The sequence below is a fragment of the Pseudomonas sp. ASL7 genome, assembly GCF_056680375.1.
The window spans coordinates 1,410,097-1,434,746 of the sequence record NZ_CM155279.1; the positions used below are offsets into that span (position 1 = coordinate 1,410,097).

The following is a 24,650-nucleotide window of genomic DNA, read 5'->3' on the forward strand; positions in this document are numbered from 1 at the left end:
ACAGGATTGCGCATATCCCTGTGGGAGCGAGCCTGCTCGCGAAGGCGCCGGACCGGATCAGTCAATAAAAAAAAGGGGCGACCATCACGGTCGCCCCTTTTTTTGTCCCGCGTTTACCCGATCAAGCCAGATCCACCAGAACAATTTCACTGTCCTCGATGGCGGTCACTCGCAACACCTGCTCATCCGCAATCGCAACACCATCTCGAGCGTGTGCACGCAAGCCATTGACTTCAATCACGCCAGTGGCCGGCACGAGGTAGGCACGACGTCCACTGTCCAGGTGATACTCGGCGGACTCGCCGGCCTTGAGGTTCGCCGCCACCAGTCGCGCATCGGCACGAATCCGCAGGCTTTGATCGTCACCGGCCTTGCCGCTGGCCAGTGTCACGAAACCTTCGCGCTGGCCTTTCGGGAAAGGTTTCGCGCCCCACGAGGGTGCCAGTCCGGTTTCGTTCGGAATGATCCAGATCTGGAAAATCCTGGTTTCGGTGGCTTCCAGGTTGTACTCGCTATGGGCGATCCCCGTGCCGGCACTCATGACCTGGACGTCGCCCGCTTCGGTGCGGCCCTTGTTACCCAGGTTGTCTTCATGGGTGATCGCGCCTTCACGGACGTAGGTAATGATCTCCATGTCCCGGTGCGGGTGTTTCGGGAAACCGGTGCCGGAGGCAATCACGTCGTCGTTCCACACTCGCAGGTTGCCCCAATTCATCCGTTTTGGGTCATGGTACTCGGCGAACGAAAAGTGGTGATGAGCATCCAACCAGCCATGATGGGCGCCGCCCAAGGCATTGAAAGGTCTGAGTTCGAGCATGATCGTCTCCTGAAAAGAGGGGTTGATGGCGAGTATCATCCATCAAGAACTAATCGATAAAAAGCGTAAAAAATGCCTCAATACAATCGATAAAATTGATCTTGGTTCACCTCGAAATGCTCTCAGCCAACCTTCACTTCATCGCATAAGCCAATGAGCTATAAGCATTTCACTAGAACTCGGCGGCAAATGCAGACACCATAGCCCCCAGCAGCCTCACACCCTGGAGACAGTCCGCGTGCCGCAACACACCCCCGATCTTCCTCCTGAACTTCGCCCCCTGGCTGAGATGCCATTGCTCAAGCGTCTGGCCGCCCGGTTCTTTGGCCATGGCCTGACCCGCCTGCGCGCACAGCACCGCGCGTCCTGGCTGCACGGACAGGCCGACGGCTTCCGCAGTGGCCATAGCGCCGGGGTGGATTATGGCTATAAAGAAGGCAAGCTCGAGGGGTTGGAGGAAGGCCGGCAGGTCTTGTTGATACGCGACTCGCGTTCCACCGAGCACCGGCGGCCTCAGGTTGATGAAAACCTGTTTGATGATTGGCGCCTGCCCTTGAGCGCTGAGCTGAAAAAACGCATGAAGGCCGATGTCGCCCGACTGCTTGCGCCACACGCCCAGCCCAGCGCCGCTCAGTGGAAAATGATCTTCAGCGATACGCCTTCAACGTCTGTGATCGCCGGTGCCGGTGCGGGCAAGTCAACGACCCTGGTCCTGCGCATTCTGCTGCTGACCCAGTATTTGGGCTTCGAGCTGAGTTCGATGACGGTCGTGACGTTTACCCGCGAGTCGCGCAAGGACTTCATTAATAAGCTGGTCGAGTTGTTTGCACTCTGGGGGCGGACGCTCAGTGCCAAAGAGGCGCGGGAACTGGTTCGCACCTTTCACTCGCGAATTCTGCCGATGGTTCGCAGCCTGCCAGGCTTTGAGCGGCTGCAAGCCTTCGAAAACCTGAGTCTGCGCTTACAACAGGGTGATGAGGAGGTCGACAGTAATCCTTTTGACCTGCGAATCAACGACGCCCAGCGCCAGCAGCTCAACGCCTGCTTCCACAACCTGCACGCCCGTGATGAGCGTTTCCGCGATGTGATCAAGCCGTTGTCGCGGCATGCGTTGCAGCTCAAGGAGTTGGAGCGCGATCATCCGGACGTGCAAAAGCGCATGGCCGTAACCGAACTGGCCGCCAAGCGAGACGAAGAGCTTTGCGACGCCATTGAAGACCTGTGGTTTCGCGCCGATGCCTGGCCGATCAAGGGCATCGAGCCGAATCGCCAGTCGTTCGACATTAACGGCTCGACGTTTCATTGCCATGGCTACATCCCGAGTCTGGACGCGTGGGTCGTACTGGGTTTCGATCCTCGGGAAAATCCACAGCTCAGTCGTCCTGACGCAAAACTGACCCTGCGGGCAGAATGGGCCGTAAAGCGCACGTTGTTTCAAGCTTTCTGTCGTAAGCCATTGATATGGCTTGATAGTTACGAATCATCAAGACGAGTGCTGGCCTCGATTGCTGGCGATGCCAGCGCGGGGCCGGGTTTTGATTACAAGGTCAAGGGCGAGCTAGGTTCTGCGCCGTTGCTGGACTGTTTTGTCGCCGCGGCGGGGTTTATCGAGAACCTGGGGCTGGATGTACCGAACGCCGTGAGTCAAATGAGTTTTGCCAAGGACGATCCTGATCGGTTTTTTTTCGAGGCCTTGAGCCTGTTCTGGCGGGCGCTGGAAGATTATCTGCTGGATCAGAAGCCCCCGATCATGACGTATAACCGGATGTTTGCCTTGTTCAGCGAGCATTCCCCGGAAAATCTGAAGCTGCTGAGCGATGAGCTGCTCAGACCGATGTCGCACCTGATGATCGACGAATTTCAGGACGTATCGCCGCAGATCGTTTCATGGGTCCGCGCCAGCCTGGCAGAGATTCGCAGTCGTGGACCGGCCATGCACGTGGGGCGCGGCGCCCAACGTTCCTCGTTGCTCTGTGTGGGCGATGACTGGCAGTCGATCTACGGCTGGCGCGGTAGCTCACCGACGTACTTCATGGAGTTCAACAAGGAATTCCCATCGCCCAGCACCACCAAAGTCATGCTCAGCGACAACTATCGAAGCCATCAGCACATTATTGATGCCGCCGAACACATCGTTCGCGCGGCACCCGCGATCGCCGGCAAGAAGGCCAAGGCCGGCGGCGAGCCCAAGGCTTTACTGCCAGTGAGCGTGCATGATCGGGATGATCAGGGCATGGCCCGGCGTTTGATCGAGCACTACAGGCGGGGCGATTCCATCTTGATGCTCTATCGAAAAAGCAGCGATAAGCTATTGATAGAAGAGCATATTAAGTCTGTAGTTAATGTAGATTCTAGCCTGCCATACGAGGCGCGAAGGCTCAAACAACTGACCTATCACAGCGCCAAGGGCCTGCAGGCTGATGCAGTGTTCTTGCTGGGAGATTGTCAGCATCTGACCAGTTCGCCTTACAAAAATCAGGTTTACCGTATGGCGGGTCTGGGCAAAGTCGGTGATAGCGAGGCTTACGACAATGCTCAGAAAGACGAGATCCTGCGATTGGCTTACGTTGGTATTACTCGGGCGGTGAGTCATTGCTACTGGTATGTCGATGCTCAGGACGCCCAGTCGGTGAATCTGCCGAAAGCCTCTGACCGGATTGGCAAGGGCAAGGCGTTCTTTGCTGATCATCGAGAAGGCAAGACGGTGGCGTAAATCGCAGCTTCTGTAGGAGCGAGCTTGCTCGCGAAGGACTTGAGAGCAATGGGTTTATCCAGGAAGAACGCGTTATCGTTAACGTTCTTCGCGAGCAAGCTCGCTCCTACAGGTACAAGTCAATCCATGCAGGCTTGTCCGCGTTCGGGCGCAACAAAAAGCCCACGTTATGTGGGCTTTTATAGTTTTGCCTGAAGCGTCAGGCATAACTCCTGAGGGCCATTGGCGGAATGAACGCTTCAAGCTCATCCTCCACTGCTTCAATTATTCGTTCCACATCTGCTGCATTCATGACAGTCGCGCAGGGAATACCGGCAATGGCGATCATGGTCTCGCCCGTGGCACGGTCAAAAAGACGGGCGATCATACTGCCCGGCGCATCCATGCTCGCCTCGAATCCCATGGGATGAAAATGCCAGCGCATCAGCTGGCAGGCGTTTGGAAAAGTGACCTTGCTAAACCCTTTATTCATCTGTTGCCCGCCTTTCTCATCGAGCCCTTCCATTAGCTCAGGTTAGGAGGGAAGAACCTTCATTGGCTCAACCGGTGTTTGCCAATTAAAAGTAGCACCCAGATGTGAAAACAATGTGGATTTCCTCAGTCCGTTTAGCGATTGCCAGCGCTTTTTTGATGCGGGTCAATAAAAGCGGGGGGTTTGGCGAAGAGTGAGCAGAGACCAGCCATTGAAGCCAAAGCCGTTATTGGGCAAGCTCGGCCTTTTCTCGCCGAGTCCTTTATGCAATCCGATGATGATGGTCCGCAGCAAACGCACACTACCGGCGAGACGGTCATGCGGTATCACCTGTGCTGGAAACACCGGGACCTGGACGGCGTCATGGCGCTGTATCACCCGGACATTCAATACAATGACTTTTTCCAGAACCGAGCGATGGCGCTGGACGAGTTACGCGAGTATGTGCGCAGCAGCATGCCTCGCAACCCCGACGAAGCGCTGGAGCATTCGGACCGCATTCGCCTCGACGGTAATACGGCGTTCATCCAGTACCAGATGACGTTACGCGGTGGCGAAGGGCTGGTGTCTTTCCGCTCCAGTGAGGCCATTACGGTACGCGACGGGTTGATCTGGCGCGTCAACGAATATGCCTCGCTGGTGCGCGAACAACCTTTAAGCAGCGCAGCCGCAAACTCGCGCCCGGCCGCCAGCCGGCTTGGGTTGTCGCCACGCCAGCTGAGTTTCATGGCGCAAGACCTGCAACAGTACTTCCAGCATCAGCAACCTTATCTCGACCCGGAGCTTGACCTGCAGCAGGTGGCGAAGGAGTGCGGGTACAGCCGCAATCAAATCTCCTATCTGCTGAACCAAGTGCTTGGCCAAAGCTTCTACCGTTATGTCAACCGGGCGCGGTTGCAGCACCTGCTTGCGGCACTGGATAGCGCCACGCCGCCGCTGCGTATCGACGATTTGGCCTTTGCCGCCGGGTTCAATTCATTGTCGGCGTTCTACAGCTGTTTCCGTCAGCACACCGGGCTTTCGCCCAAGGCCTACGTCAAACAAATTTCTTTGCGTGCACGCGCGCAAGACAGCCTCTAAGCCTGCGCTCTAGGATCGACGCCATCGAAGTTTGAATGGCGGAGTCTTACATGCCGGCGTGGCGCACTATCAGTTTGTGGATGGACCAACTCGACGAGCCATTACTGGCACGTCAGGCGCTGGAGCAGGATCTGGACGTCGACGTTGCCATCATCGGCGCGGGATACACCGGCCTGTGGACCGCGTATTACCTCAAGCGCCAGGCCCCGGAGCTGAATATCGCCATCGTTGAAGCGCAAATCGCCGGGTTTGGCGCCTCAGGACGTAATGGCGGCTGGTTGATGGGGAACATCTTGGGCGAAGATCGCCTGCTCGCCGGTTTGTCACCCGAACAGCGCCGGGCGTCTTTTGATCTGCTGCACAACATTCCTGATGAAGTCGGGAACGTCCTGGAACGTGAAGGCATTGACTGCGATTACCGAAAAGGCGGGGCGCTGTATTGCGCCGCTCGCTATCCGGAGCAAGAAGCCAGCCTGCGGCATTATCTGGACAGCCTCTATCGTCAGGGTCTGACCGAAAACGATTACCGCTGGCTCAGCCCTGAGCAGCTGGCGCTACAGATCAGAATCGCCAAGCCCTATGGCGGTATCTATGCACCGCACGTTGCAACTATCCACCCGGCAAAGTTGGTGCGAGGTCTGGCGCGGACGGTGGAACGCATGGGGGTCAGGATTTACGAAAACAGTCCGGTCACTCAGTGGCAGTCCGGCAGCTTGCGCACGGCCAAGGCCCAGGTCCGTAGCCGCTGGATCGTCCCGGCGGTTGAAGGGTATGCGGTCGACTTGCCGCCGTTGGGGCGTTATCAGTTGCCGGTGCAAAGCCTGATCGTCGCAACCGAACCGCTGTCCGCCGCGACGTGGGACGAAATCGGCCTGAGTCGCGGCCAGGCCTTCGGCGAAAGCAGTCGTCAGGTCACTTACGGCCAGCGCACGGCGGACAACCGTCTGGTGTTTGGCGCGCGCGGCGGTTATCAGTTCGCCGGCAAGCTTCGCCATGATTTCAATCTGACCACCGGCGAAGTGGAGCTGCGGCGTTATCTGTTTGGCGAACTCTTCCCACAACTCAAGAACGTGCGGATTACGCATGCCTGGGGCGGCAATCTGGGCATGTCCCGACGTTTCAAGCCCCACATGCTCTGCGATCAGGCCAGCGGCATTGCGATTTCCGGAGGTTATGGCGGGGAGGGCGTGGGCGCCAGCAACCTCGGCGGGCGGACGCTGGCGGACTTGATCCTGAAGCGCGACACCGAGTTGGTGCGCCAGCCGTGGGTCATCCCGCAGGGTGGTCTCGACGCACTCAAGGCGTGGGAGCCGGAACCCTGCCGCTGGCTCGGCTACAACGCGATCATCCGCAGCTTCGTCCACGAGGACCAAACCCTGGCCAATCCAGCCACCGCGCCATGGCACCGCAAGCTGGCCAGCAGCGTGGCGGGGTTCATGGAAGGTTTCATGCACTAAACGGCGCGCTCTTCATCTATAGGCTTCATCGACAGGTACTCCCATGAGCATCACGCAATTCAAGAACACCGCAACCTTGAAACTGGACGAATCGAACCCGGTCGCTGTGCCTTTGGGTACGCCCGTGGCGGTCGCTTCGACCACCAGCGTCGAACGCGACGACGGTGTCGAAACCGGTGTCTGGGAGTGCACGCCCGGGCGCTGGCGGCGACAGATCGTTGCCCAGGAGTTCTGCCACTTCATCCAGGGGCGCTGCACCTTCACCCCGGACGACGGTGAAACCTTGCACATAGAAGCCGGCGACGCACTGATGTTGCCAGCCAATAGCCTCGGCGTTTGGGATATCCAGGACACCGTGCGCAAGACCTACGTTTTGATTTTTTGATTTTTGAACTTCTGATTGCCTGCCAACAAAAAAAACCACACAGGAATCGACTCATGATCCGAAAGACTCTGACGCTTGCTCCACTTGCACTGATCGCGACCCTCAGCCAAGCGGCTGAGACCGTCAAGATTTACAACTGGTCGGACTACATCGCCCCGGACACCACCAAGAACTTTGAGAAGGAAAGCGGCATCGCGTTCAGCTACGACGTCTACGACAGCAACGAAACACTCGACGGCAAGCTGATGACCGGTAAATCCGGTTACGACGTGGTGTTCCCGTCCAACCATTTCATGGCCCGCCAGATTCAGGGCGGGGCGCTGAAGAAGCTCGACAAGAGCCAATTGCCGAACTGGAAAAACCTCAATCCGGTGCTGCTCAAGGCTTTGCAAACCAACGATCCAGGCAACGAACACGGGTTCCCATACCTGTGGGGAAGCACCGGCATCGGTTACAACATTGCCAAGGTCAAAGCGGTGTTGGGCGATAGCGCCCCGGTGGATTCCTGGGACCTGATTTTCAAACCCGAGAACATGGCCAAGCTGCAAAAATGCGGCGTGGCCATTCTCGACAATGGCCCTGAATTGCTGCCGGCAGCGTTGAACTACCTGGGGCTGCCGCATCACAGCAAGAATCCTGAAGACTACAAAAAAGCCGAAGCGCTGCTGATGAAAGTCCGGCCTTATGTCAGCTATTTCCACTCATCGAAGTACACCAGCGACTTGGCCAACGGTGACATTTGCGTGGCGGTCGGTTTCTCCGGCGACATCCTTCAAGCCGAAAACCGCGCCAAAGAAGCCAATAACGGGGTCGACATCGGCTATTCGATTCCCAAGGAAGGCGCAGCTATCTGGTTCGACATGGTCGCCATGCCCGCCGACGCCCCGGACGAAAAGGCCGGCTACGCCTTCATGGACTACCTGCTGCGCCCGGACGTCATGGCCAGCATCAGCAACTACGTGCACTACGCCAACGGCAACGCACAGGCCGACAGCCTGATCGATCCCTCCATCAAAAACGACACCAAGGTTTACCCGAGTGCAGAAATGATGGGCAAACTCTTTGCGCTGGAAGCGATGCCGCTGAACATCGACCGGATTCGCACGCGGGTGTGGAACAAGATTCGGACGGGGAGTTGATGATTCATATGTTGTAGCCATTCCAGTCAGTCGGGTGGGCAGGCAACGCTGTAGATTCCAGACCTGCTATCTATTGATGAGGGGGCAATGGAATGCCTGTCTGTCTGAATGCGGGAAATCTGCGCATGGGTCGTTTTTCTGAACCTGGACGTATCTATTTGCTAACGGCGGTCGCTCACCAGCGGCAGCCGTTTTTTGCCGATTGGCGGGTGGGAAGATTGGTTGCTTTGCAGTTGCGTCAGGCACAGGACGAGGGGGTGGCCGATTTTTTAACCTGGGTTGTGATGCCGGATCATATGCATTGCCTTGTGCAATTGCGCGATAAAACAATGGCCGAGCTGATGTGCCGAATAAAATCCCGAAGTAGCCTTGAGGTCAATCGTGCATTAGGTCGGCAAGGGCGGTTGTGGCAGAAGGGCTACCATGATCGCGCCGTTCGGCGGGAGGATGACGTGAAAGGTCTTGCGCGATACGTGGTCGCCAACCCCGTTCGCGCAGGACTAGTGACACGCGTTCATGATTACCCGCTGTGGGATGCGTGTTGGTTATAACGGCTTACGACTGCTGCGCAGCCGGACGCAGCCTTCGGCAGCTGCTACAGAGTGGACACCGCGCTTTTGTAGCAGCTGGCGCAGCCTGCGTTCGGGCGCGTAGCGGTCGCGAAACCATGCAACCCGGTTCCAAAGTGATGCTTGCGATGGGCTGGCGGGATTCGTCTGCTGCGCAGCCGGACGCAGCCTTCGGCAGCTGCTACAGAGTGGACGCCGCGCTTTTGTAGCAGCTGGCGCAGCCTGCGTCCGGGCGCGTAGCGGTCGCGAAACCATGCAACCCGGTTCCAAAGTGATGCTGCGATGGGCTGGCGGGATTCGTCTGCTGCGCAGCCGGACGCAGCCTTCGGCAGCTGCTACAGAGTGGGCCCCGCGCTTTTGTAGCAGCTGGCGCAGCCTGCGTTCGGGCGCGAAGCGGTCGCGAAACCATGCAACCCGGTTCCAAAGTAATGCTTGCGGTGGGCTGGCGGGATTCGTCTGCTGCGCAGCCGGACGCAGCCTTCGGCAGCTGCTACAGAGTGGGCCCCGCGCTTTTGTAGCAGCTGGCGCAGCCTGCGTTCGGGCGCGAAGCGGTCGTGGTTAGTTAATCTTCCTTGCGAATCGTGGCTACGTCATTGGAGTTGACCCGGATCTTGGCCCCGGAAATATCTTCGAACTCGAAGAAGCCGTCCTTGGTCTTGGTTTTAGGCATGTCCTTGGTCAAATACTGGGTGCCGTTTTGAAGAGTGACCACCGTTGGCGTCGAGCACCCGGCCAGGGCCAAAAAGGCCGCTACTGCCAGGGGCAAACCCAGAGTCTTGATGTTCATACCCACCTCTCATAATTCAAAAAAAACACAGTGCGACGGCTTCGAACGAGCTTCATCATCACTGTAGCTCTAACGCGTTTGGTGCGATGGATCGGCAGAAAGTTCGACAGGTCTTCGAAAATAACCGAATAGCGCCGCCGCTTATCCTTTTCCGTTTGCACGTCGCAGGGCGTACTGGTATCTGTACGCATAACCAGTATTCGCTTGCCATGGCCCATTGACTCCGTGACTGAAAATCCTCTCGACGATCCGTTCTACTACTTGAACAACTTCATGCAAGTGATTGATTGGCTTGAGCATCGCTATGCCGATGTATTGAGCGTCGAGGAGCAGGGCTTTATCCGCGATTTCCATCGGCTGCCCCGCGAGTCTAAGGCGTTATGCGTGCGGATGGTGATGCGCAAGGGGATTCATTTTCGTGCGAGCAAGCTGCATTACGTCGAGATCGGTGACATCGCTCTCGCCGCTGGCCCCTTGCTGGCGCTGGGCTGGATCGATGAGCAATGGCCGCTGCCGATCGAGGCGTTGTTCGATGTGCTGCTCAAGGCTGAAATACTCCAGTGTTTTGGCGCCGTCATCGATCAACCCAAGGGAAAAAAGACGGATTGGCTGCCGGCGTTGAGCGAGCAGTTCCCAGAAGCTCAGACTTTCGCTCAGTGGTGCGCGCCACTGGAAGACCGTTTGTTCAGCCTGACCATCATGGGCCTGTGCGACCGTCTGCGCTTGATGTTCTTTGGCAATCTTTACCAGGACTGGTCCGAGTTCGTGCTGGCTGACCTTGGCATCTTTATCTATGAAAAAGTCGAGTTTTGCGCCGACTCCCGGGGGTTGCGCAGCCGTGAGGACGTGGACGCCTGCCTGTTCCTTCATGACTGCCAGCAGGATTTCGAGGCCGGTGAGGCGGTGGCCGAGGTTGTCGAGCGAATCAACCTGCTCATGCTATCCAACCCCTGGCTGCAAAGGCGTCGCGCCAAGCTGTTGTTTCAGATCGGTCAGCACTGCGAGCGCATCGCGGCGTTTTCCTCGGCCCTGACGATCTACCGTGACTGCGCCTATCCGGGCGCGCGAGTGCGGCTGATTCGCGTATTGGAGCGCTGCGCCGAGTATCAACTGGCGCTGGAGCTGGCCACGCAGGCCGAGCAAGCCCCGCAAAGCGCTGCCGAACAGCAGCAGTTGCAGCGGGTACTGCCCCGACTGCGACGCAAACTCGGCGGTCCGGCGATCAAGCGATCGTCCCCTCGGGAAATGGTGCGCCTGGACCTGCAACTGCCCAGAGTCGACCCCGCGCTGTCGGTGGAACATTACGTTCAGGCGCACCTGGCTGAAGATTCGGCACCGGTGCACTACGTCGAAAACAGCCTGATCAATTCATTGTTCGGCCTGCTGTGCTGGCCGGCAATCTTCGCGCCTTTGCCGGGAGCGTTTTTCCACCCGTTCCAGCGTGGGCCGGTGGACCTTTTGAACGAGGACTTCCATGCTCGCCGGGCGGACCTGTTTCAGGCGTGTCTCGCCGAGCTCGATGACGGTCGCTACGTTCAGACGATCCGCGAACGTTTTACCGCGAAGTGGGGCGTGCAGTCGCCGTTCGTGTTCTGGGGCGCGTTGAGCGAGGAACTGCTCGATCAGGCGCTCGGTTGCTTGCCGGCCGACCATCTCAAGCATTGGTTCAATCGCCTGCTGCTCGACATCAAGGCCAATCGCGCCGGTATGCCGGACCTGATCCAGTTCTGGCCGCAGGATAAGACCTACCGCATGATCGAGGTCAAAGGCCCCGGCGATCGTCTGCAGGACAACCAATTGCGCTGGCTGGAGTTCTGCCATGAACACCAGATGCCGATTGCCATTTGCTACGTGCAATGGTCGGAGCAGGACGCGTGAGCTACAGCATTGCAGTGCGGGCGTTGTGCGAATTCACCGCCAAGGTCGGCGATCTCGACCTGCGCTTTACCCCGTCGCCCACCGCCCTGGAAGGGATCGTCGGGCACCGCACGGTGGCATCGCGCCGCAGCGAGGGCTACCAGAGTGAAGTGGCGCTGGAAGGCGCGTACCAAATGTTGAAGGTCAAGGGCAGGGCGGACGGCTACGACCCCGCGCAAAACTGCCTGGAAGAAGTCAAAACCTATCGCGGCGACCTGAGCAAGCAACCGGCCAATCACCGCCAGTTGCACTGGGCGCAGGCCAAGATCTACGGCTGGTTGATGTGCCAGAAACTGGATTTGGCGCGGATCAATCTCGCGCTGGTGTACTTCGACGTCGCCAACGAAAAGGAAACCTGTTTGGTCGAGGCGTTCAGCAGCGAAGCGCTGGGACAGTTCTTCGAGCAGCATTGCGCGCTGTTCCTGCACTGGGCCGAGCGGGAAATGGCCCATCGGGCATCACGTAACAGCGCGGCGCAGCAGTTGGCGTTTCCACATGCCGACTTTCGACCGGGACAGCGACACCTGGCCGAATCGGTGTTCAAGGCGGCCAGTACCGGACGCTGCCTGATGGCCCAGGCGCCCACAGGTATCGGCAAAACCGTGGGTACGCTGTTCCCGATGCTCAAGGCCCTGGCACCCCAGCAACTGGACAAAGTGTTCTTCCTCACCGCGAAAACCCCGGGGCGCAAACTGGCACTGGACGCTGCGCAGGTCATTCTTGATAGCGCCGATGCGCCGCCGTTGCGGGTACTTGAAATGATTGCCCGGGACAAAGCCTGCGAGCATCCGGACAAAGCCTGCCACGGCGACGCCTGTCCGCTGGCCCGGGGGTTCTATGATCGCTTGCCGGCTGCTCGCCAAGCCGCCAGTGAGCTGGCGTTGTTGAATCAGAGCGCATTGCGCGAGGTGGCCCTGAAACACGACGTCTGCCCCTATTACCTGAGCCAGGAAATGGCCCGCTGGGCAGATGTGGTGGTCGCCGATTACAACTACTACTTCGATTTCAGCGCGCTGCTGTTCGGCTTGGCCCAGGCTAACAACTGGAAAGTTGCGGTGCTGGTGGATGAGGCACACAACCTGGTCGAACGCGGCCGCCAGATGTACAGCGCCAGCCTCGACCAGGCGACGCTCAATGGCGTACGCAAATCGGCCCCGCAAGCATTAAAAAAATCGTTGCAGCGCGTCAATCGAGAGTGGAACGCCCTGCATAATCTGCAACCGGGCGCCTATCAGGCTTACGACAAGGTGCCGGAAAAGCTGTTGCAGGCGTTGTCGTCTTGCACGGCCAGCATCGGCGACTACCTCAACGATCACCCGCAGGGTCTGGACAACGCATTACAGACCTTCTATTTCGACATGCTGCAATTTAGCCGGGTGGCGGAGCTCTTCGATGAGCAGTTCCTGTTCGACATCAGCAAACGCGACCTCGACCGCAAGCGCAATCTCTCGCAGCTGTGCTTGCGCAACGTGGTACCCGCCGGGTTCATCCGCCCGCGCCTGACGGCTGCACGCAGTACCGTGTTGTTTTCCGCAACGCTGAGCCCGCGTCACTATTACGCCGACCTGCTGGGGACTCCGGCCAATACGGTGTGGATCGATGTCGAATCACCGTTTCACGCCGACCAGTTGCACGTCCATATCGTCAGCCAGATTTCCACGCGGTTCGTCCATCGTCAGTCATCCCTTGCGCCCATCGTCGAGCTGATTGCCCGGCAATTCACGCAACGCCCTGGCAACTACCTGGCGTTTTTCAGCAGCTTCGACTATTTGCAGCAAGTGGCGCAGTTACTGGCGCAGACACATCCGCAGATCACGCTGTGGTCGCAGTCCAGAGGCATGGGGGAAGGGCAGCGTCAGGCGTTTCTCGACCAATTCACCGCCGACAGCCAGGGTGTCGGCTTTGCGGTGCTGGGCGGGGCCTTTGGCGAAGGCATCGACTTGCCCGGTGCGCGACTGATCGGTGCGTTTATCGCCACCCTTGGACTGGCTCAACTCAACCCGGTCAATGAGCAGCTGAAACATCGCATGGCGGCGATGTTCGGGGCCGGTTATGACTACACCTACCTGTTTCCCGGTGTACAGAAAGTCGTCCAGGCGGCGGGGAGGGTGATCCGCACTCAGCAGGATCAGGGCGTTGTGATGTTGATTGATGACCGGTTTGGTGACAGTAAGGTGAAGCAGCTATTGCCGCGTTGGTGGACGGTTGGTCCGGCGATTTGTCACACCGTTCAGTAGGATTTATTACTTTAAAAAACAACGACATATCTTGAAAGACACGTCGATTTGAACATTCCGCGAAAGCGATCTTTATTCAAGGGGCGGGTTATCACTTTCAGTTTGATTCTTTGATAAGGAAATCAGGATATGTCAAAAGCACCGAAATATACGTACACCCCTGAGCAAGTCACAGCGGCATTCGACGAAATAAAAACCACGCTGTTTAGCGGCATTACTGCCGAGAGCATCCCCAAGATCCTGATCGTGGCCGGACTACAGGGTTCGGGCAAAACGTATTTGCTGGAAAAGTCCCTGCTGCCTTCTAACCGCTACAGCAATTATGTTCGTCTGTACTTGCCCGATTACCGGAAAAAACACCCCCAATACGCAGAGATGATCAAACTTGGCGTCTTGCATGCGTACGAGCATACAGAGGCGTTCGTCCGTGAGGTCAGCGGGAAGATCCATGCGCATGCATTCGATTGCAAATACAACATCATCATGGAGTGCGCCTTCGATAGCATCGACTTCGCGTCCTTCCCTCCATCAGCGACTACTGCGGGTTATCAGTTCGAGACGCACATCGTTGGCTGCACTCAAGCGTTCGCCCATGTATCGAGCATCAAGAGAGCACTCAAGAGCCTCGAAAACCAGGAACTGGAACGGTTTGTCTCCTTCGCGGCGATGGACGCCAGCATGAACAACGCGCAAGCAATCATGCTGGCGTTCGAGACCGCCGCCAAAGCGGTGAGCGGCTCACAAACCACTTTGTACGAGCGAGGCTTCGGCGATTTGAAAGAGCGGACCCTGCGCGCCCAGAGCACCTACACCAAAGCCACCGACGGCTCGCTGAACACCACGGCATCGACGAAGCCCTTTTCCTACAGCGCTTATGGCGAAATCATCAACAATTACCTCTACGCCATGAGTGACCGCAACGAAATGGTCAAGGAGTGCCACATCGCGCTGCACAAATCCCGGACTCACTCCCGATATGTTCCGGACTTCGTCTACAACGACCTGTACGCCTATATCGTCAAGCACGTGTACCGGTAAGCAGATGAACCCAATCGGCAGCGAAGCGATGACAGTCTCCCGGCCAGCGCGCGGTCAACAGCTGGCCATCACGGACTGTGAAACCGGGTTGCAGCCGATCCGCCGAATCACGCACCGCCAGCAATGAACCCCGCAGGAAATCCGTTGGGCTGGACAGCACGGCCGTGACTTCTTCCTCAACGGTTTGCGGATACGTGCGGTAATAGCGGCCCAGCCAGGGAGCTGTCATTACCCAGGCAGGTAACTCCATGGTCGCCGCCAGCAACGCGGTGACCTTGCGCCCATGCAACACCGAACGCCCGCTGTCGGGATCGAGCGTGCGGGCCAACAGCAGCACGCCATGGCAGACGGCGCCTACCGGTTTGTCTGCCTTGAAGAAGTGCAGGGCAATCGCCCGGGCCTGCTCGGATTCAAGCAGGCTGCGCATACCCTTGGCATGCCCGCCCGGAATCAGCAGCCCGGTGAATTGCTCAGGGTCGACATCGGCATAGGCCAGTGGCCGGCGAAACGAATCGTCTTCGGTCATCCGGGCGTAACTCGCAAGGTCGGCGTCGCGCGTCATCAGTAGCGGGTTCAGTGGACCAAAGCCGATATCCACCAACCGAGCGTCGGCATAGGCCGGTAACCCCGCAGGCGTTGCAAAGCACACGTCGAGTCCGGCATGACGCATCGCCTGCCAGGGCACGCTGCTTTCGGTTGGATCATAGTCAGAGCTCGGCAACAGAATCAGGATCATCGGGACGCCTTTTATCGAGCAACAACGGCCGTTGGCATCGAGCATAGGTGGAACGAAATCCACGCTCTACTGCTCAACAGTATTACGGCTTTCCAGACCTGCGGTTTGTCGCATACTTCACCTAAATAACAATGACAGGTGTAATCGATGACTGATATCCGGTCCAAACCCAGTTCTATCGAAGATGGGCGCTTTCGGCTGTTGATCGATGCCGTAGTTGATTACGCGATCTATATGATTGATCCCGATGGCATCATCACCAGCTGGAACTCCGGTGCCAAGCGTTTCAAGGGGTATGAGGAGGCGGAGATTCTCGGTCAGCACTTCTCGCGTTTTTATACCGACGAGGATCGCCGTGCCGGATTGCCCCAACGTGCGCTGGATACGGCGATTCGCGAGGGACGTTTCGAGGGCGAGGGCTGGCGGGTGCGCAAGGACGGCTCGCATTTCTGGTCCCACGTGGTGATTGATCCGATTATTGATCCGTCGGGCACCTTACTGGGTTTTGCCAAGATCACCCGCGATCTCACTGACCGCAAGATGGCTGAAGAAGTCCTCAAGCAAAGCGAGCAACAGTTTCGGTTGCTGGTTCAAAGCGTCACTGACTACGCCATTTACATGCTCGCGCCGGATGGCCGACTGACCAACTGGAACCCTGGCGCTCAACGAATCAAGGGTTACCGGGCCGAGGAAGTCATTGGCCAACATTTTTCGATGTTCTACACCGCCGAAGATCGCGCAGCCGGCGAGCCGCAACGGGCGCTGGAAACGGCTACGCGCGAAGGTCGTTTCGAAAACAAGGCCTGGCGCGTGCGCAAGGATGGTACGCGGTTTATGGCGCATGTGGTGGTCGACCCGATTTGGGGGGAGACAGGCACCTTGCTCGGTTTTGCCAAGATCACCCGCGACATTACCGAGGCGACACTAACGCAGCAAGCCCTTGAAAAGACCCGTGAAGCGTTGTTCCAGGCGCAAAAGATGCAGGCCATTGGTCAACTCAGCGGCGGTATTGCCCACGACTTCAATAATTTGCTGACGGTCATCCTCGGTAATCTGGAAATCGTCCGCAAACGCGTGGGGGACGATCCGAAAATCACCCGGCTGGTCGACAACGCCACTCAGGGGGCCTTGCGCGGCGTATCCCTGACCCAACGCATGCTGGCGTTCGCACGGCGTCAGGAACTCAAGTTCGAATCGGTGGAATTACCGGTGCTGGTGGAAGGTATCAGCGGCCTGTTGCGCAGTTCTCTCGGGCCTTCAGTGATACTCGAAACACGCTTTTCCCCTGAACTAGCACCGGTCATGGCCGACATCAATCAGCTCGAACTGACGATGCTGAACCTTGTGACCAACGCCCGCGATGCGATGCCCGACGGCGGTAAAATCGTCATCGATGCGAGGGTGGAAGACGTCCCTGATCAAACAACGTTATCGCTGGTGGCTGGCCAGTACATCTGCCTGAGCGTCACTGATACGGGCGAAGGGATGGATGCCGACACCTTGGGCTGCGCAATGGACCCGTTCTTTACCACCAAGGGTGTCGGTAAAGGCACAGGCCTGGGACTGTCGATGGTTCACGGGTTTATCGAGCAATTGGGCGGCAAATTCATACTCAAAAGCGAAAAGAACAAAGGCACAACGGCTGAACTCTGGATTCCCGTCGCGACAACCGCATCGGTCGCCAAACCCGTTACAGACTCCGCCGAAGCGACACCCGTGTCCGGGCTGTGCGTGTTGGTAGTGGACGATGACAGCCTGGTGCTCACCAGTACCGGGCTGTTGCTTGAGGACCTCGGCCACCGCGTCATCAGTGCGGGGTCCGGTGCACAAGCGCTTGCGATGTTCGACGCCAGGCAAGACATTGACCTGGTCATTACGGACATGGTCATGCCAAAAATGAATGGCGCGCAACTGGCACAGACGATCCGTATGATGAAGCCGAGCCTGCCGATCATTCTCGCCACCGGTTACGCCGAACGCCTGGAAGGCTTCGCAGCGGACCTGCCGCGCCTGTCCAAGCCTTTTACGCAACTCAACCTGGTGGAAGTCATCGCGTCGGCCATGAAACCCGAAAAACCCAAGGCCCGGCATATGCCACTGTAGGAGCGAGCTTGCTCGCGATGGTCGTTAACGATAACGCGTGTTTACTGGCTAAACGCGGCGCTTTTGAGTCCATCGCGAGCAAGCTCGCTCCTACAGCAGGCTGCGATTTTTTGACCCGGGTTCAGATTTTTCGGTGGAGCAAACTGCGCTCCATCCGCGCAATACCTTCCTCAAGCAAGGCGCGTGGGCAGCCAAAGTTCAGGCGCACGAACTGTTGGCTGTCGTCGCCGAAATCCAGTCCCGCGCTCAAACCGACTTTGGCCTCGTCAAGGAAGAACTGCTGCGGGTTATCCAGCCCCAGCGCCGAGCAATCGAGCCATGCCAGATAAGTACTTTGTGGCACATTGATCGTTACCCCCGGCAGACGCGTGCGTACCGCCTCCACCAGATAATCCCGGTTGCCTTGCAGGTACGCCTTCAAACCGGCCAGCCAGGGGCCGCCTTCGGTGTAGGCCACGCGAGTTGCTTCCATGCCCAGCGGGTTGACACTGTCGACCATGCCGCAGCGGGCGTGGTTGACCCGTGCACGCACTGCAGCGTCTTGGATAATCATGAAAGACGTCTTCAGACCGGCGATGTTGAAAGCTTTGCTCGCCGACATCAGCGTAATGGTGCGCCGGGCGATTTCCGGGCTCAGGGCGGCGGTGGGAACGTGCACGCGCCCGTCGAAACACAGTTCGGCGTGGATCTCGTCAGAGATGATCCACGCGTCCTGTTCCAGACAAATATCGGCGATGGCTTGAAGTTCTTCACGCGGGAAGACTTTGCCCAGCGGGTTGTGCGGGTTGCTCAGCAGCAACGCGCCGCCGCCGGCCAGGGACTCGCTCAAGGTCGCGAGCGGCGTGGCATACGTGCCGTCAGCCAGCGCCTCGAAATTCAGCTCGACTTTGTTCAGCCCCCAATGCCCCGGCGCGTGGCGTAGCGGTGGGTAATTCGGCACCTGAACCACAACGTTCTGCTGCGGCTGGACCAGCGCCTTCAGGGCCATGTTGAAACCTGACTCTACGCCCGGCAGGAAGATCAACTCCTCAGGCAATACGCGCCAGGCGTATTTGTTCCATAGGTCGGCAACGATGGCGTCGCGCAAATTATCCTGGGGCACGCTGTAGCCGAGCATCGGATGTTCGAGACGTTTTTGCAGGGCCTCGCGGATCACCGGCGGCGCCGCGAAGTCCATGTCCGCCACCCACATCGGCAACACGTCCGCCGGGTAGCGGCTCCATTTGGTACTGCCGGTGTTGTGGCGGTCGAACACCTGATCAAAATCGAAAGTCATGCTCAGTCTCGTAACAGCAGGTTGGTTATGGCGGCCATGATAAACGCCAACCCCCTGTAGGAGCGAGCTTGCTCGCGATGGACGTTAACGATACCGCGTGTTTTCTGAATAAACGCGCCGCCCTTGAGTCCATCGCGAGCAAGCTCGCTCCTACAGTTGATGTGATTGCGGCCGACGGTCGGTTTTCAGGCAGTCAGTTCTTCCATTGACTAAAGTTTGTAGTGTCGGCAGTCACGCTGCCGTGACCGTGTTTGCCCAGAGAAACCCGGCAAAAATACCGGGTATCCACCTGATCAGGAGTGCACGATGGACCTCAACCGTCGTCAGTTCTTCAAGGTCGCCGGTATCGGCCTTGCGGGCTCGAGCCTCGGCGCGCTGGGCTTGCTCCCCGCGCCAGCCTTCGCCGAGCAAGTGCGTCATTTCAAACTCGCCCACACCCATGAAACCCGTAACACCTGCCCGTACTGCTCGGTCGGTTGTGGCTTGATCATGTACAGCCAGGGTGACCAGGCGAAAAACGTCACCCAGAGCATCATCCACATCGAAGGCGATGCTGACCACCCGGTGAATCGCGGCACGCTCTGCCCGAAAGGCGCGGGCCTGCTGGACTTCATTCACAGTCCCAGCCGCCTTCTGTACCCGCAGGTGCGCAAGCCCGGCAGTACCGAGTGGACGCGCATCTCCTGGGATCAAGCGCTGGATCGCGTCGCCGACCTGATGAAGGCCGACCGCGATGCCAATTTCATCGAGAAGAACGCGCAGGGCCAAACGGTGAACCGTTGGCTGACCACCGGTTTCCTCGCGGCCTCGGCGGCGTCCAACGAAGCGGGCTACATCACCCACAAGGTCATTCGCAGTCTCGGCATGCTGGGGTTCGATAACCAGGCGCGTGTCTGACACGGTCCGACGGTGGCAAGTCTTGCCCCGACGTATGGCCGTGGTGCCATGACCAATACCTGGACCGATATCGCCAATGCGAATCTGATCCTGGTGATGGGCGGCAACGCAGCAGAAGCGCACCCCTGCGGTTTCAAATGGGTGACCGAAGCCAAGGCGCACAACAAGGCGCGGCTGATTGTGGTCGACCCGCGTTTTACCCGGACCGCCTCGGTGGCCGACTATTACGCGCCCATTCGCACCGGCACCGACATCGCCTTCATGGGCGGGCTGATCAATTACCTGCTGACCGAAGACAAGATCCAGCATGAGTACGTGCGGGCTTATACCGATGTGTCGTTCATCGTCAAAGCCGGGTTCAGTTTCGAGGACGGGATTTTCAGCGGTTACGACGTCGCCAAACGCCTGTATACCGACAAATCCGGCTGGGGTTATGAAGTCGGCGAGGACGGCTTTGTCAAAGTCGACCCGACATTGCAGGATCCGCGCTGCGTTTATCAGCTGATGAAAACCCACTACAGCCGCTACAACATCGACCTGGCCAGCCAGATTTGCGGCATGCCCGTGGACGCGATCAAGAAGATCTGGGAAGAAATCGCCACCTGCTCGCAACCGGGCAAGACCATGACGATTCTCTACGCGCTGGGCTGGACCCAACATTCCATTGGCTCGCAGATCATTCGCAGCGCCGCCATGGTGCAACTGCTGCTGGGCAACGTCGGCATGCCGGGCGGGGGCGTCAATGCCTTGCGCGGGCACTCCAACATCCAGGGCCTGACCGATCTTGGCTTGCTCTCCAACTCGCTGCCCGGCTACCTGACCCTGGCCACCGATGGTGAGCAGGACTACAACGCCTACATCACCCAACGGACGCTAAAACCGTTGCGGCCAGGGCAGTTGTCTTACTGGCAAAACTACGGAAAATTCCATGTCAGCCTGATGAAGTCCTGGTATGGCAACAATGCCAGCGCCGAGAACCACTGGGCCTATGACTACCTGCCAAAACTCGACATCCCCAGCTACGACATTCTTAAAATGTTCGACCTGATGGGGCAGGGCAAGGTCAACGGCTACATGTGCCAAGGCTTCAACCCGATTGCAGCGTTGCCGGACAAAAACCGGGTGATGGCGGCGCTGGCCAAGCTTAAATGGCTGGTGGTCATGGACCCGTTGTCCACCGAAACCTCGGAGTTCTGGAAAAACGTCGGGCCGTACAACGACGTGACCAGCGCCAACATCCAGACCGAAGTCATTCGCCTGCCCACGACCTGTTTCGCCGAAGAAGACGGTTCCCTGGTCAACAGCAGCCGTTGGCTGCAATGGCACTGGAAAGGTGCCGACGGCCCGGGAGAAGCCCAGACCGACATCAAGATCATGAGCGAGTTGTTCCTGCGTCTGCGCAAACGCTATCAGGCCGATGGCGGTGCGTTTGCAGACCCGATCCTGAAATTGTCGTGGCCGTACAAAATACCCGACGATCCATCGCCCGAAGAACTGGCCAAGGAAATCAACGGCTACGCTACCACTGATTTCACCGACGCCACGGGGGCAGCGGTCAAGGGCAATACGCAACTGGCCGGTTTCGCCCAGCTCAAGGATGACGGCAGCACCGCGTCTGGCTGCTGGATTTTTTGCGGCAGCTGGACCGAAACGGGCAACCAGATGGCCCGGCGCGACAACAGTGATCCGTACGGCATGAAGCAACACTTGGGCTGGGCCTGGGCCTGGCCAGCGAACCGGCGGATTCTCTACAACCGTGCCTCAAGCGACCCGCAAGGCAAACCGTGGGCGGACAATAAACGGTTGGTGTGGTGGAACGGCAAGGCCTGGGCCGGCACCGATGTGCCGGACTTTAAGGTGGACTCGCCGCCGGAAGCCGGGATGAACCCGTTCATCATGAACCCCGAAGGCGTGGCGCGGTTCTTCGCCGTCGACAAGATGAACGAAGGACCATTCCCTGAACACTACGAGCCGTTTGAAACGCCCATCGGCATCAACCCGCTGCACCCGACCAACAAGAAAGCCACCAGCAACCCGGCGGCGCGGATCTTCGACTCGGTGTGGAATACCCTCGGTGTGGCCAAGGATTACCCCTATGCCGCGACCAGTTACCGGTTGACCGAGCATTTCCACTTCTGGAGCAAGCACTGCAAGCTCAACGCGATTACCCAGCCAGAACAATTCGTCGAGATCGGCGAAGTGTTGGCCAAGGAAAAGGGCATTGCCGCGGGTGACAAAGTACGGGTCAGCAGCAAGCGCGGGTTCATCGAAGCGGTGGCGGTGGTGACCAAGCGGATTCGTCCGCTGCAAGTCAACGGCCAGGTGGTGCACCACATCGGTATCCCGTTGCACTGGGGTTTTACCGGTGTCACGCGTCACGGCTATCTGACCAACACCCTGGTGCCGTTCCTCGGCGATGGCAATTCCCAGACCCCGGAATCCAAGTCGTTCCTGGTCAACGTGGAGAAAATATAGATGGCCAGCCAAGACATCATCGCCCGTTCGGCCACCACGACAGTCCCGCCTTCAGTGCGCAATCAGGAGGAAGTGGCCAAGCTGATCGATACCACCAAATGCATTGGCTGCAAGGCCTGCCAGGTCGCCTGTTCGGAATGGAACGAGCTGCGCGACGTGGTCGGCTACAACCTTGGCACCTACGAGAATCCACAGGACCTGAGCGCAGAAACCTGGACCTTGATGCGCTTCACCGAGCATGTAACCGATGCCGGGAATCTGGAATGGTTGATCCGCAAGGACGGCTGCATGCATTGCGACGAACCGGGTTGCCTCGCGGCCTGCCCGAGCCCGGGGGCGATCATCAAGCATGCCAACGGCATCGTCGATTTCGATCAGGACCATTGCATCGGCTGCGGGTATTGCATCACGGGCTGCCCGTTCAACATCCCGCGAATTTCGCAAAAGGACCACAAAGCCTACAAATGCACGCTGTGTTCGGACCGTGTGGCGGTGGGGCTGGAGCCGGCTTGCGTGAAAACCTGCCCGACCGGCGCCATTGTGTTCGGCACCAAGGAGGACATGAAAGAACACGCCGCCGAGCGCATCGTCGACCTGAAAAGCCGGGGCTTTGAAAACGCCGGTTTGTACGACCCGGCCGGGGTGGGCGGTACTCATGTGATGTACGTGTTGCACCATGCCGACACACCACAGGTGTACGCCGGGCTGCCGAAAGATCCGGCGATCAGTCCGTTGGTAGGTTTGTGGAAAGGTGTGAGCAAACCCTTGGCCTTGCTGGCCATGGGCGCGGCGGTGCTGGCGGGGTTCTTCCACTACGTGCGAATCGGGCCGCAGCGGGTTGAGGAAGATGAGCATCCAACGGTTAACGATCCAGCGGTGCATGAAGTCGATCCGTCGGTGCACACCTATGATCCGCGCGGGGAGGACAGACCATGATTCGCAAACAGATCCTTCGTTACACCTCAAACCAGCGCACCAATCACTGGCTGGTGGCGATCCTGTTTTTCATGGCGGCGCTGTCCGGGCTGGCGTTGTTCCATCCAGCACTGTTCTGGCTGAGCAACCTGTTCGGTGGCGGTCCGTGGACGCGCATCCTGCATCCGTTCATGGGTGTGGTGATGTTTGTGCTGTTTCTTGGACTGGTGATCCGTTTCTGGCGCGCGAATTTCTTTATTCGCAACGATGGGCTGTGGCTCAGGCGAATAGGGCGGGTGATTAAAAATGAAGAGGAGGGCGTACCGCCCGTTGGCAAGTACAACCCTGGGCAGAAGCTGCTGTTCTGGACGTTACTGGCCTGCATGCTGGTGCTGCTGTTCAGCGGATTGGTGATCTGGCGCGCGTATTTCAGTCTGTACTTCGGCATCACCACGATTCGCTGGGCGATGTTGTTGCATGCGCTGGCGGGTTTTGTGTTGGTGCTGAGCATCATCGTCCATATTTATGCCGGCATCTGGATCAAGGGGTCGGTCAACGCTATGTTGCATGGCTGGGTCAGCCGTGCCTGGGCGAAAAAGCACCACGAGCTGTGGTACCGCGAAGTGACCCGCGACGAAAACCCCGACCGGCCGATCAGCAAAAAAGGATAAGCACTTGGCGACGATTCTTGAGCCTGGAGAGATCGAAGCGGCGGCGAGTTCACCGCCGTTTCTGCACTTGCCGCCCAATAACCTGTTCACCTTGCGTGCGTTACGCCTGGAGAAATTGGCTGACGGGCATCCATTGGCCGATTACCTGCGGCTGGTGGCGGAACTCTGTCAGGTCCAGCAGAGCCTGATGGATGATCCATCGATTGCCGCACCCCTCGATCCCGAACGTTTGCGCCTTTGTCAGCAACACGGCTTGCCACCGTTTGCCGCCGACTCGTTGGTGCGTGAGGACCATTGGCTGCCGTACCTCAATGGATTGTTGCAGCGTTTCCTGCCACGCCCGGATTCAGCGATTGAAAAAGCTCTCGCCACGTTACGCCACGCCAATAACGGTCAACGCAAAGCCTGGGCGATTGCCTTGCTCAGCGGTCAATATTCACTGCTGCCAGCCGCTGTGGTGCCGTTTCTCGGCGCGGCATTGCAGGCCGCCTGGAGTCATTGGTTGTTGTGCACGCCAGACCTTGTGCTGAAACCCGGTGACAGCCTCAGTCAATGCCCGGCCTGCGGTTCGCCGGCCATGGCGGGGGTGATTCGCCATCGTGGCAAATACAACGGTTTGCGCTATCTGGTGTGTTCGCTGTGCGCCTGCGAATGGCATGTGGTGCGGGTCAAGTGCGTGTATTGCGAACAGAGCAAAGGCCTCGAATACGTCAGCCTCGATGACGACCGCCACGCGGCCAATCAGGCTCCGTTGCGGGCTGAGATGTGCCCTGGCTGCAACAGCTACCTGAAACTGCTTTACCTGGAAAACGACGCCGACGCCGAAGCGCTGTCGACGGACCTGACCAGTCTCATGCTGGACATGCGCCTTGAGCAGGAAGGCTACCAGCGATTGGCGCCGAATCTGTTGTTCGCCCCCGGGGCAGACTGAGCACAGCGGCTACACTCAGGCGGTCAGCCGTTTTC

General features: G+C 58.4%; 19 protein-coding genes. 14 read left to right on the forward strand and 5 right to left on the reverse strand.

What is annotated here, in order from left to right:
- Positions 1–121: 121 nt before the first annotated feature.
- Entirely contained in the window at positions 122–817 is a 696-nt protein-coding gene (locus AC1MDT_RS06465) for a pirin family protein (RefSeq protein WP_480421237.1), read from the reverse strand.
- A gap of 238 nt (positions 818–1,055) precedes the next feature.
- On the opposite strand from AC1MDT_RS06465, the gene AC1MDT_RS06470 reads away from it, so the two are divergent.
- On the forward strand, positions 1,056–3,530 hold the full coding sequence (locus tag AC1MDT_RS06470) for a UvrD-helicase domain-containing protein (RefSeq protein WP_480421238.1): 2,475 nt from the start codon (positions 1,056–1,058) through the stop codon (positions 3,528–3,530).
- Between the two features lie 199 nt (positions 3,531–3,729).
- Here the strand turns inward: AC1MDT_RS06470 and AC1MDT_RS06475 are convergent, their stop codons facing one another.
- Positions 3,730–4,002 carry a DUF1652 domain-containing protein gene (locus AC1MDT_RS06475; RefSeq protein WP_480421239.1) on the reverse strand — a complete coding sequence of 91 codons (273 nt, stop codon included), beginning with the start codon at positions 4,000–4,002 and terminating at the stop codon, positions 3,730–3,732.
- A 264-nt stretch (positions 4,003–4,266) separates the two neighbouring features.
- On the opposite strand from AC1MDT_RS06475, the gene AC1MDT_RS06480 reads away from it, so the two are divergent.
- The 5 genes from AC1MDT_RS06480 to AC1MDT_RS06500 all read left to right on the forward strand — a co-directional run bounded on the left by AC1MDT_RS06480 (position 4,267) and on the right by AC1MDT_RS06500 (position 8,614).
- Positions 4,267–5,082, forward strand: coding sequence for a helix-turn-helix domain-containing protein (locus AC1MDT_RS06480; protein ID WP_480421240.1), 816 nt, complete (start codon positions 4,267–4,269; stop codon positions 5,080–5,082).
- A gap of 50 nt (positions 5,083–5,132) precedes the next feature.
- Positions 5,133–6,539 (forward strand): NAD(P)/FAD-dependent oxidoreductase, encoded by a 1,407-nt coding sequence (locus tag AC1MDT_RS06485; RefSeq protein WP_480422716.1) that lies wholly within the window; start codon positions 5,133–5,135, stop codon positions 6,537–6,539.
- Between the two features lie 43 nt (positions 6,540–6,582).
- Positions 6,583–6,924, forward strand: coding sequence for a cupin domain-containing protein (locus tag AC1MDT_RS06490; protein ID WP_480421241.1), 342 nt, complete (start codon positions 6,583–6,585; stop codon positions 6,922–6,924).
- A 53-nt stretch (positions 6,925–6,977) separates the two neighbouring features.
- Complete coding sequence (locus AC1MDT_RS06495; protein WP_480421242.1) at positions 6,978–8,063, forward strand: polyamine ABC transporter substrate-binding protein; 1,086 nt, start codon at positions 6,978–6,980, stop codon at positions 8,061–8,063.
- A gap of 92 nt (positions 8,064–8,155) precedes the next feature.
- Positions 8,156–8,614 carry an REP-associated tyrosine transposase gene (locus AC1MDT_RS06500; protein WP_480421243.1) on the forward strand — a complete coding sequence of 153 codons (459 nt, stop codon included), beginning with the start codon at positions 8,156–8,158 and terminating at the stop codon, positions 8,612–8,614.
- A 580-nt stretch (positions 8,615–9,194) separates the two neighbouring features.
- Here AC1MDT_RS06500 and AC1MDT_RS06505 read toward each other — a convergent pair.
- Positions 9,195–9,419 (reverse strand): YgdI/YgdR family lipoprotein, encoded by a 225-nt coding sequence (locus AC1MDT_RS06505; protein ID WP_480421244.1) that lies wholly within the window; start codon positions 9,417–9,419, stop codon positions 9,195–9,197.
- Between the two features lie 273 nt (positions 9,420–9,692).
- Here AC1MDT_RS06505 and AC1MDT_RS06510 point away from each other — a divergent pair, with 273 nt between their 5' ends.
- From AC1MDT_RS06510 to AC1MDT_RS06520, 3 genes are all read left to right on the forward strand, one after another.
- A complete protein-coding gene (locus tag AC1MDT_RS06510) occupies positions 9,693–11,297 on the forward strand; it encodes a VRR-NUC domain-containing protein (RefSeq protein WP_480422717.1) in 1,605 nt (534 codons plus the stop codon).
- Positions 11,294–13,573: an ATP-dependent DNA helicase gene (locus tag AC1MDT_RS06515; protein ID WP_480421245.1), complete on the forward strand. Its 2,280-nt coding sequence runs from the start codon at positions 11,294–11,296 to the stop codon at positions 13,571–13,573. Before AC1MDT_RS06510 ends, AC1MDT_RS06515 begins: the two co-directional genes overlap by 4 nt.
- Positions 13,574–13,702: 129 nt before the next feature.
- Positions 13,703–14,611, forward strand: a complete 909-nt coding sequence (locus AC1MDT_RS06520) for a zeta toxin family protein (protein ID WP_480421246.1) — start codon at positions 13,703–13,705, stop codon at positions 14,609–14,611.
- Here the strand turns inward: AC1MDT_RS06520 and AC1MDT_RS06525 are convergent.
- The gene (locus AC1MDT_RS06525; protein WP_480421247.1) at positions 14,592–15,347 is read right to left on the reverse strand and encodes a type 1 glutamine amidotransferase domain-containing protein; all 756 of its coding nucleotides are present in this window, start codon (positions 15,345–15,347) and stop codon (positions 14,592–14,594) included. The two genes, AC1MDT_RS06520 and AC1MDT_RS06525, sit on opposite strands and share 20 nt — an antisense overlap.
- A 147-nt stretch (positions 15,348–15,494) precedes the next feature.
- Here AC1MDT_RS06525 and AC1MDT_RS06530 point away from each other — a divergent pair, with 147 nt between their 5' ends.
- Positions 15,495–17,450 carry a hybrid sensor histidine kinase/response regulator gene (locus tag AC1MDT_RS06530; RefSeq protein ID WP_480421248.1) on the forward strand — a complete coding sequence of 652 codons (1,956 nt, stop codon included), beginning with the start codon at positions 15,495–15,497 and terminating at the stop codon, positions 17,448–17,450.
- Between the two features lie 121 nt (positions 17,451–17,571).
- On the opposite strand, the gene AC1MDT_RS06535 is transcribed toward AC1MDT_RS06530, so the two are convergent.
- Positions 17,572–18,726: a MalY/PatB family protein gene (locus tag AC1MDT_RS06535; RefSeq protein ID WP_480421249.1), complete on the reverse strand. Its 1,155-nt coding sequence runs from the start codon at positions 18,724–18,726 to the stop codon at positions 17,572–17,574.
- A gap of 306 nt (positions 18,727–19,032) precedes the next feature.
- Here AC1MDT_RS06535 and fdnG point away from each other — a divergent pair, with 306 nt between their 5' ends.
- From fdnG to fdhE, 4 genes are read left to right on the forward strand one after another with little or no spacing between them, the layout of a single operon-like run.
- A complete protein-coding gene (gene fdnG, locus AC1MDT_RS06540; protein WP_480421250.1) occupies positions 19,033–22,098 on the forward strand; it encodes a formate dehydrogenase-N subunit alpha in 3,066 nt (1,021 codons plus the stop codon).
- Complete coding sequence (fdxH, locus tag AC1MDT_RS06545) at positions 22,099–23,034, forward strand: formate dehydrogenase subunit beta (protein WP_480421251.1); 936 nt, start codon at positions 22,099–22,101, stop codon at positions 23,032–23,034.
- On the forward strand, positions 23,031–23,684 hold the full coding sequence (locus AC1MDT_RS06550) for a formate dehydrogenase subunit gamma (RefSeq protein ID WP_480421252.1): 654 nt from the start codon (positions 23,031–23,033) through the stop codon (positions 23,682–23,684). Before fdxH ends, AC1MDT_RS06550 begins: the two co-directional genes overlap by 4 nt.
- Before the next feature lie 4 nt (positions 23,685–23,688).
- On the forward strand, positions 23,689–24,615 hold the full coding sequence (fdhE, locus tag AC1MDT_RS06555) for a formate dehydrogenase accessory protein FdhE (protein ID WP_480421253.1): 927 nt from the start codon (positions 23,689–23,691) through the stop codon (positions 24,613–24,615).
- Positions 24,616–24,650: the final 35 nt, after the last annotated feature.

Bases quoted from the DNA above. Each gene is read 5' to 3' on its own strand.
- AC1MDT_RS06465 (WP_480421237.1), bottom strand. From the start codon at position 817: ATGCTCGAACTCAGACCTTTCAATGCCTTGGGCGGCGCCCATCATGGC.
- AC1MDT_RS06475 (WP_480421239.1), bottom strand. From the start codon at position 4,002: ATGAATAAAGGGTTTAGCAAGGTCACTTTTCCAAACGCCTGCCAGCTG.
- AC1MDT_RS06480 (WP_480421240.1), top strand. From the start codon at position 4,267: ATGCAATCCGATGATGATGGTCCGCAGCAAACGCACACTACCGGCGAG.
- AC1MDT_RS06485 (WP_480422716.1), top strand. From the start codon at position 5,133: ATGCCGGCGTGGCGCACTATCAGTTTGTGGATGGACCAACTCGACGAG.
- AC1MDT_RS06490 (WP_480421241.1), top strand. From the start codon at position 6,583: ATGAGCATCACGCAATTCAAGAACACCGCAACCTTGAAACTGGACGAA.
- AC1MDT_RS06495 (WP_480421242.1), top strand. From the start codon at position 6,978: ATGATCCGAAAGACTCTGACGCTTGCTCCACTTGCACTGATCGCGACC.
- AC1MDT_RS06500 (WP_480421243.1), top strand. From the start codon at position 8,156: ATGCCTGTCTGTCTGAATGCGGGAAATCTGCGCATGGGTCGTTTTTCT.
- AC1MDT_RS06505 (WP_480421244.1), bottom strand. From the start codon at position 9,419: ATGAACATCAAGACTCTGGGTTTGCCCCTGGCAGTAGCGGCCTTTTTG.
- AC1MDT_RS06510 (WP_480422717.1), top strand. From the start codon at position 9,693: ATGCAAGTGATTGATTGGCTTGAGCATCGCTATGCCGATGTATTGAGC.
- AC1MDT_RS06520 (WP_480421246.1), top strand. From the start codon at position 13,703: ATGTCAAAAGCACCGAAATATACGTACACCCCTGAGCAAGTCACAGCG.
- AC1MDT_RS06525 (WP_480421247.1), bottom strand. From the start codon at position 15,347: ATGATCCTGATTCTGTTGCCGAGCTCTGACTATGATCCAACCGAAAGC.
- AC1MDT_RS06530 (WP_480421248.1), top strand. From the start codon at position 15,495: ATGACTGATATCCGGTCCAAACCCAGTTCTATCGAAGATGGGCGCTTT.
- AC1MDT_RS06535 (WP_480421249.1), bottom strand. From the start codon at position 18,726: ATGACTTTCGATTTTGATCAGGTGTTCGACCGCCACAACACCGGCAGT.
- fdxH (WP_480421251.1), top strand. From the start codon at position 22,099: ATGGCCAGCCAAGACATCATCGCCCGTTCGGCCACCACGACAGTCCCG.
- AC1MDT_RS06550 (WP_480421252.1), top strand. From the start codon at position 23,031: ATGATTCGCAAACAGATCCTTCGTTACACCTCAAACCAGCGCACCAAT.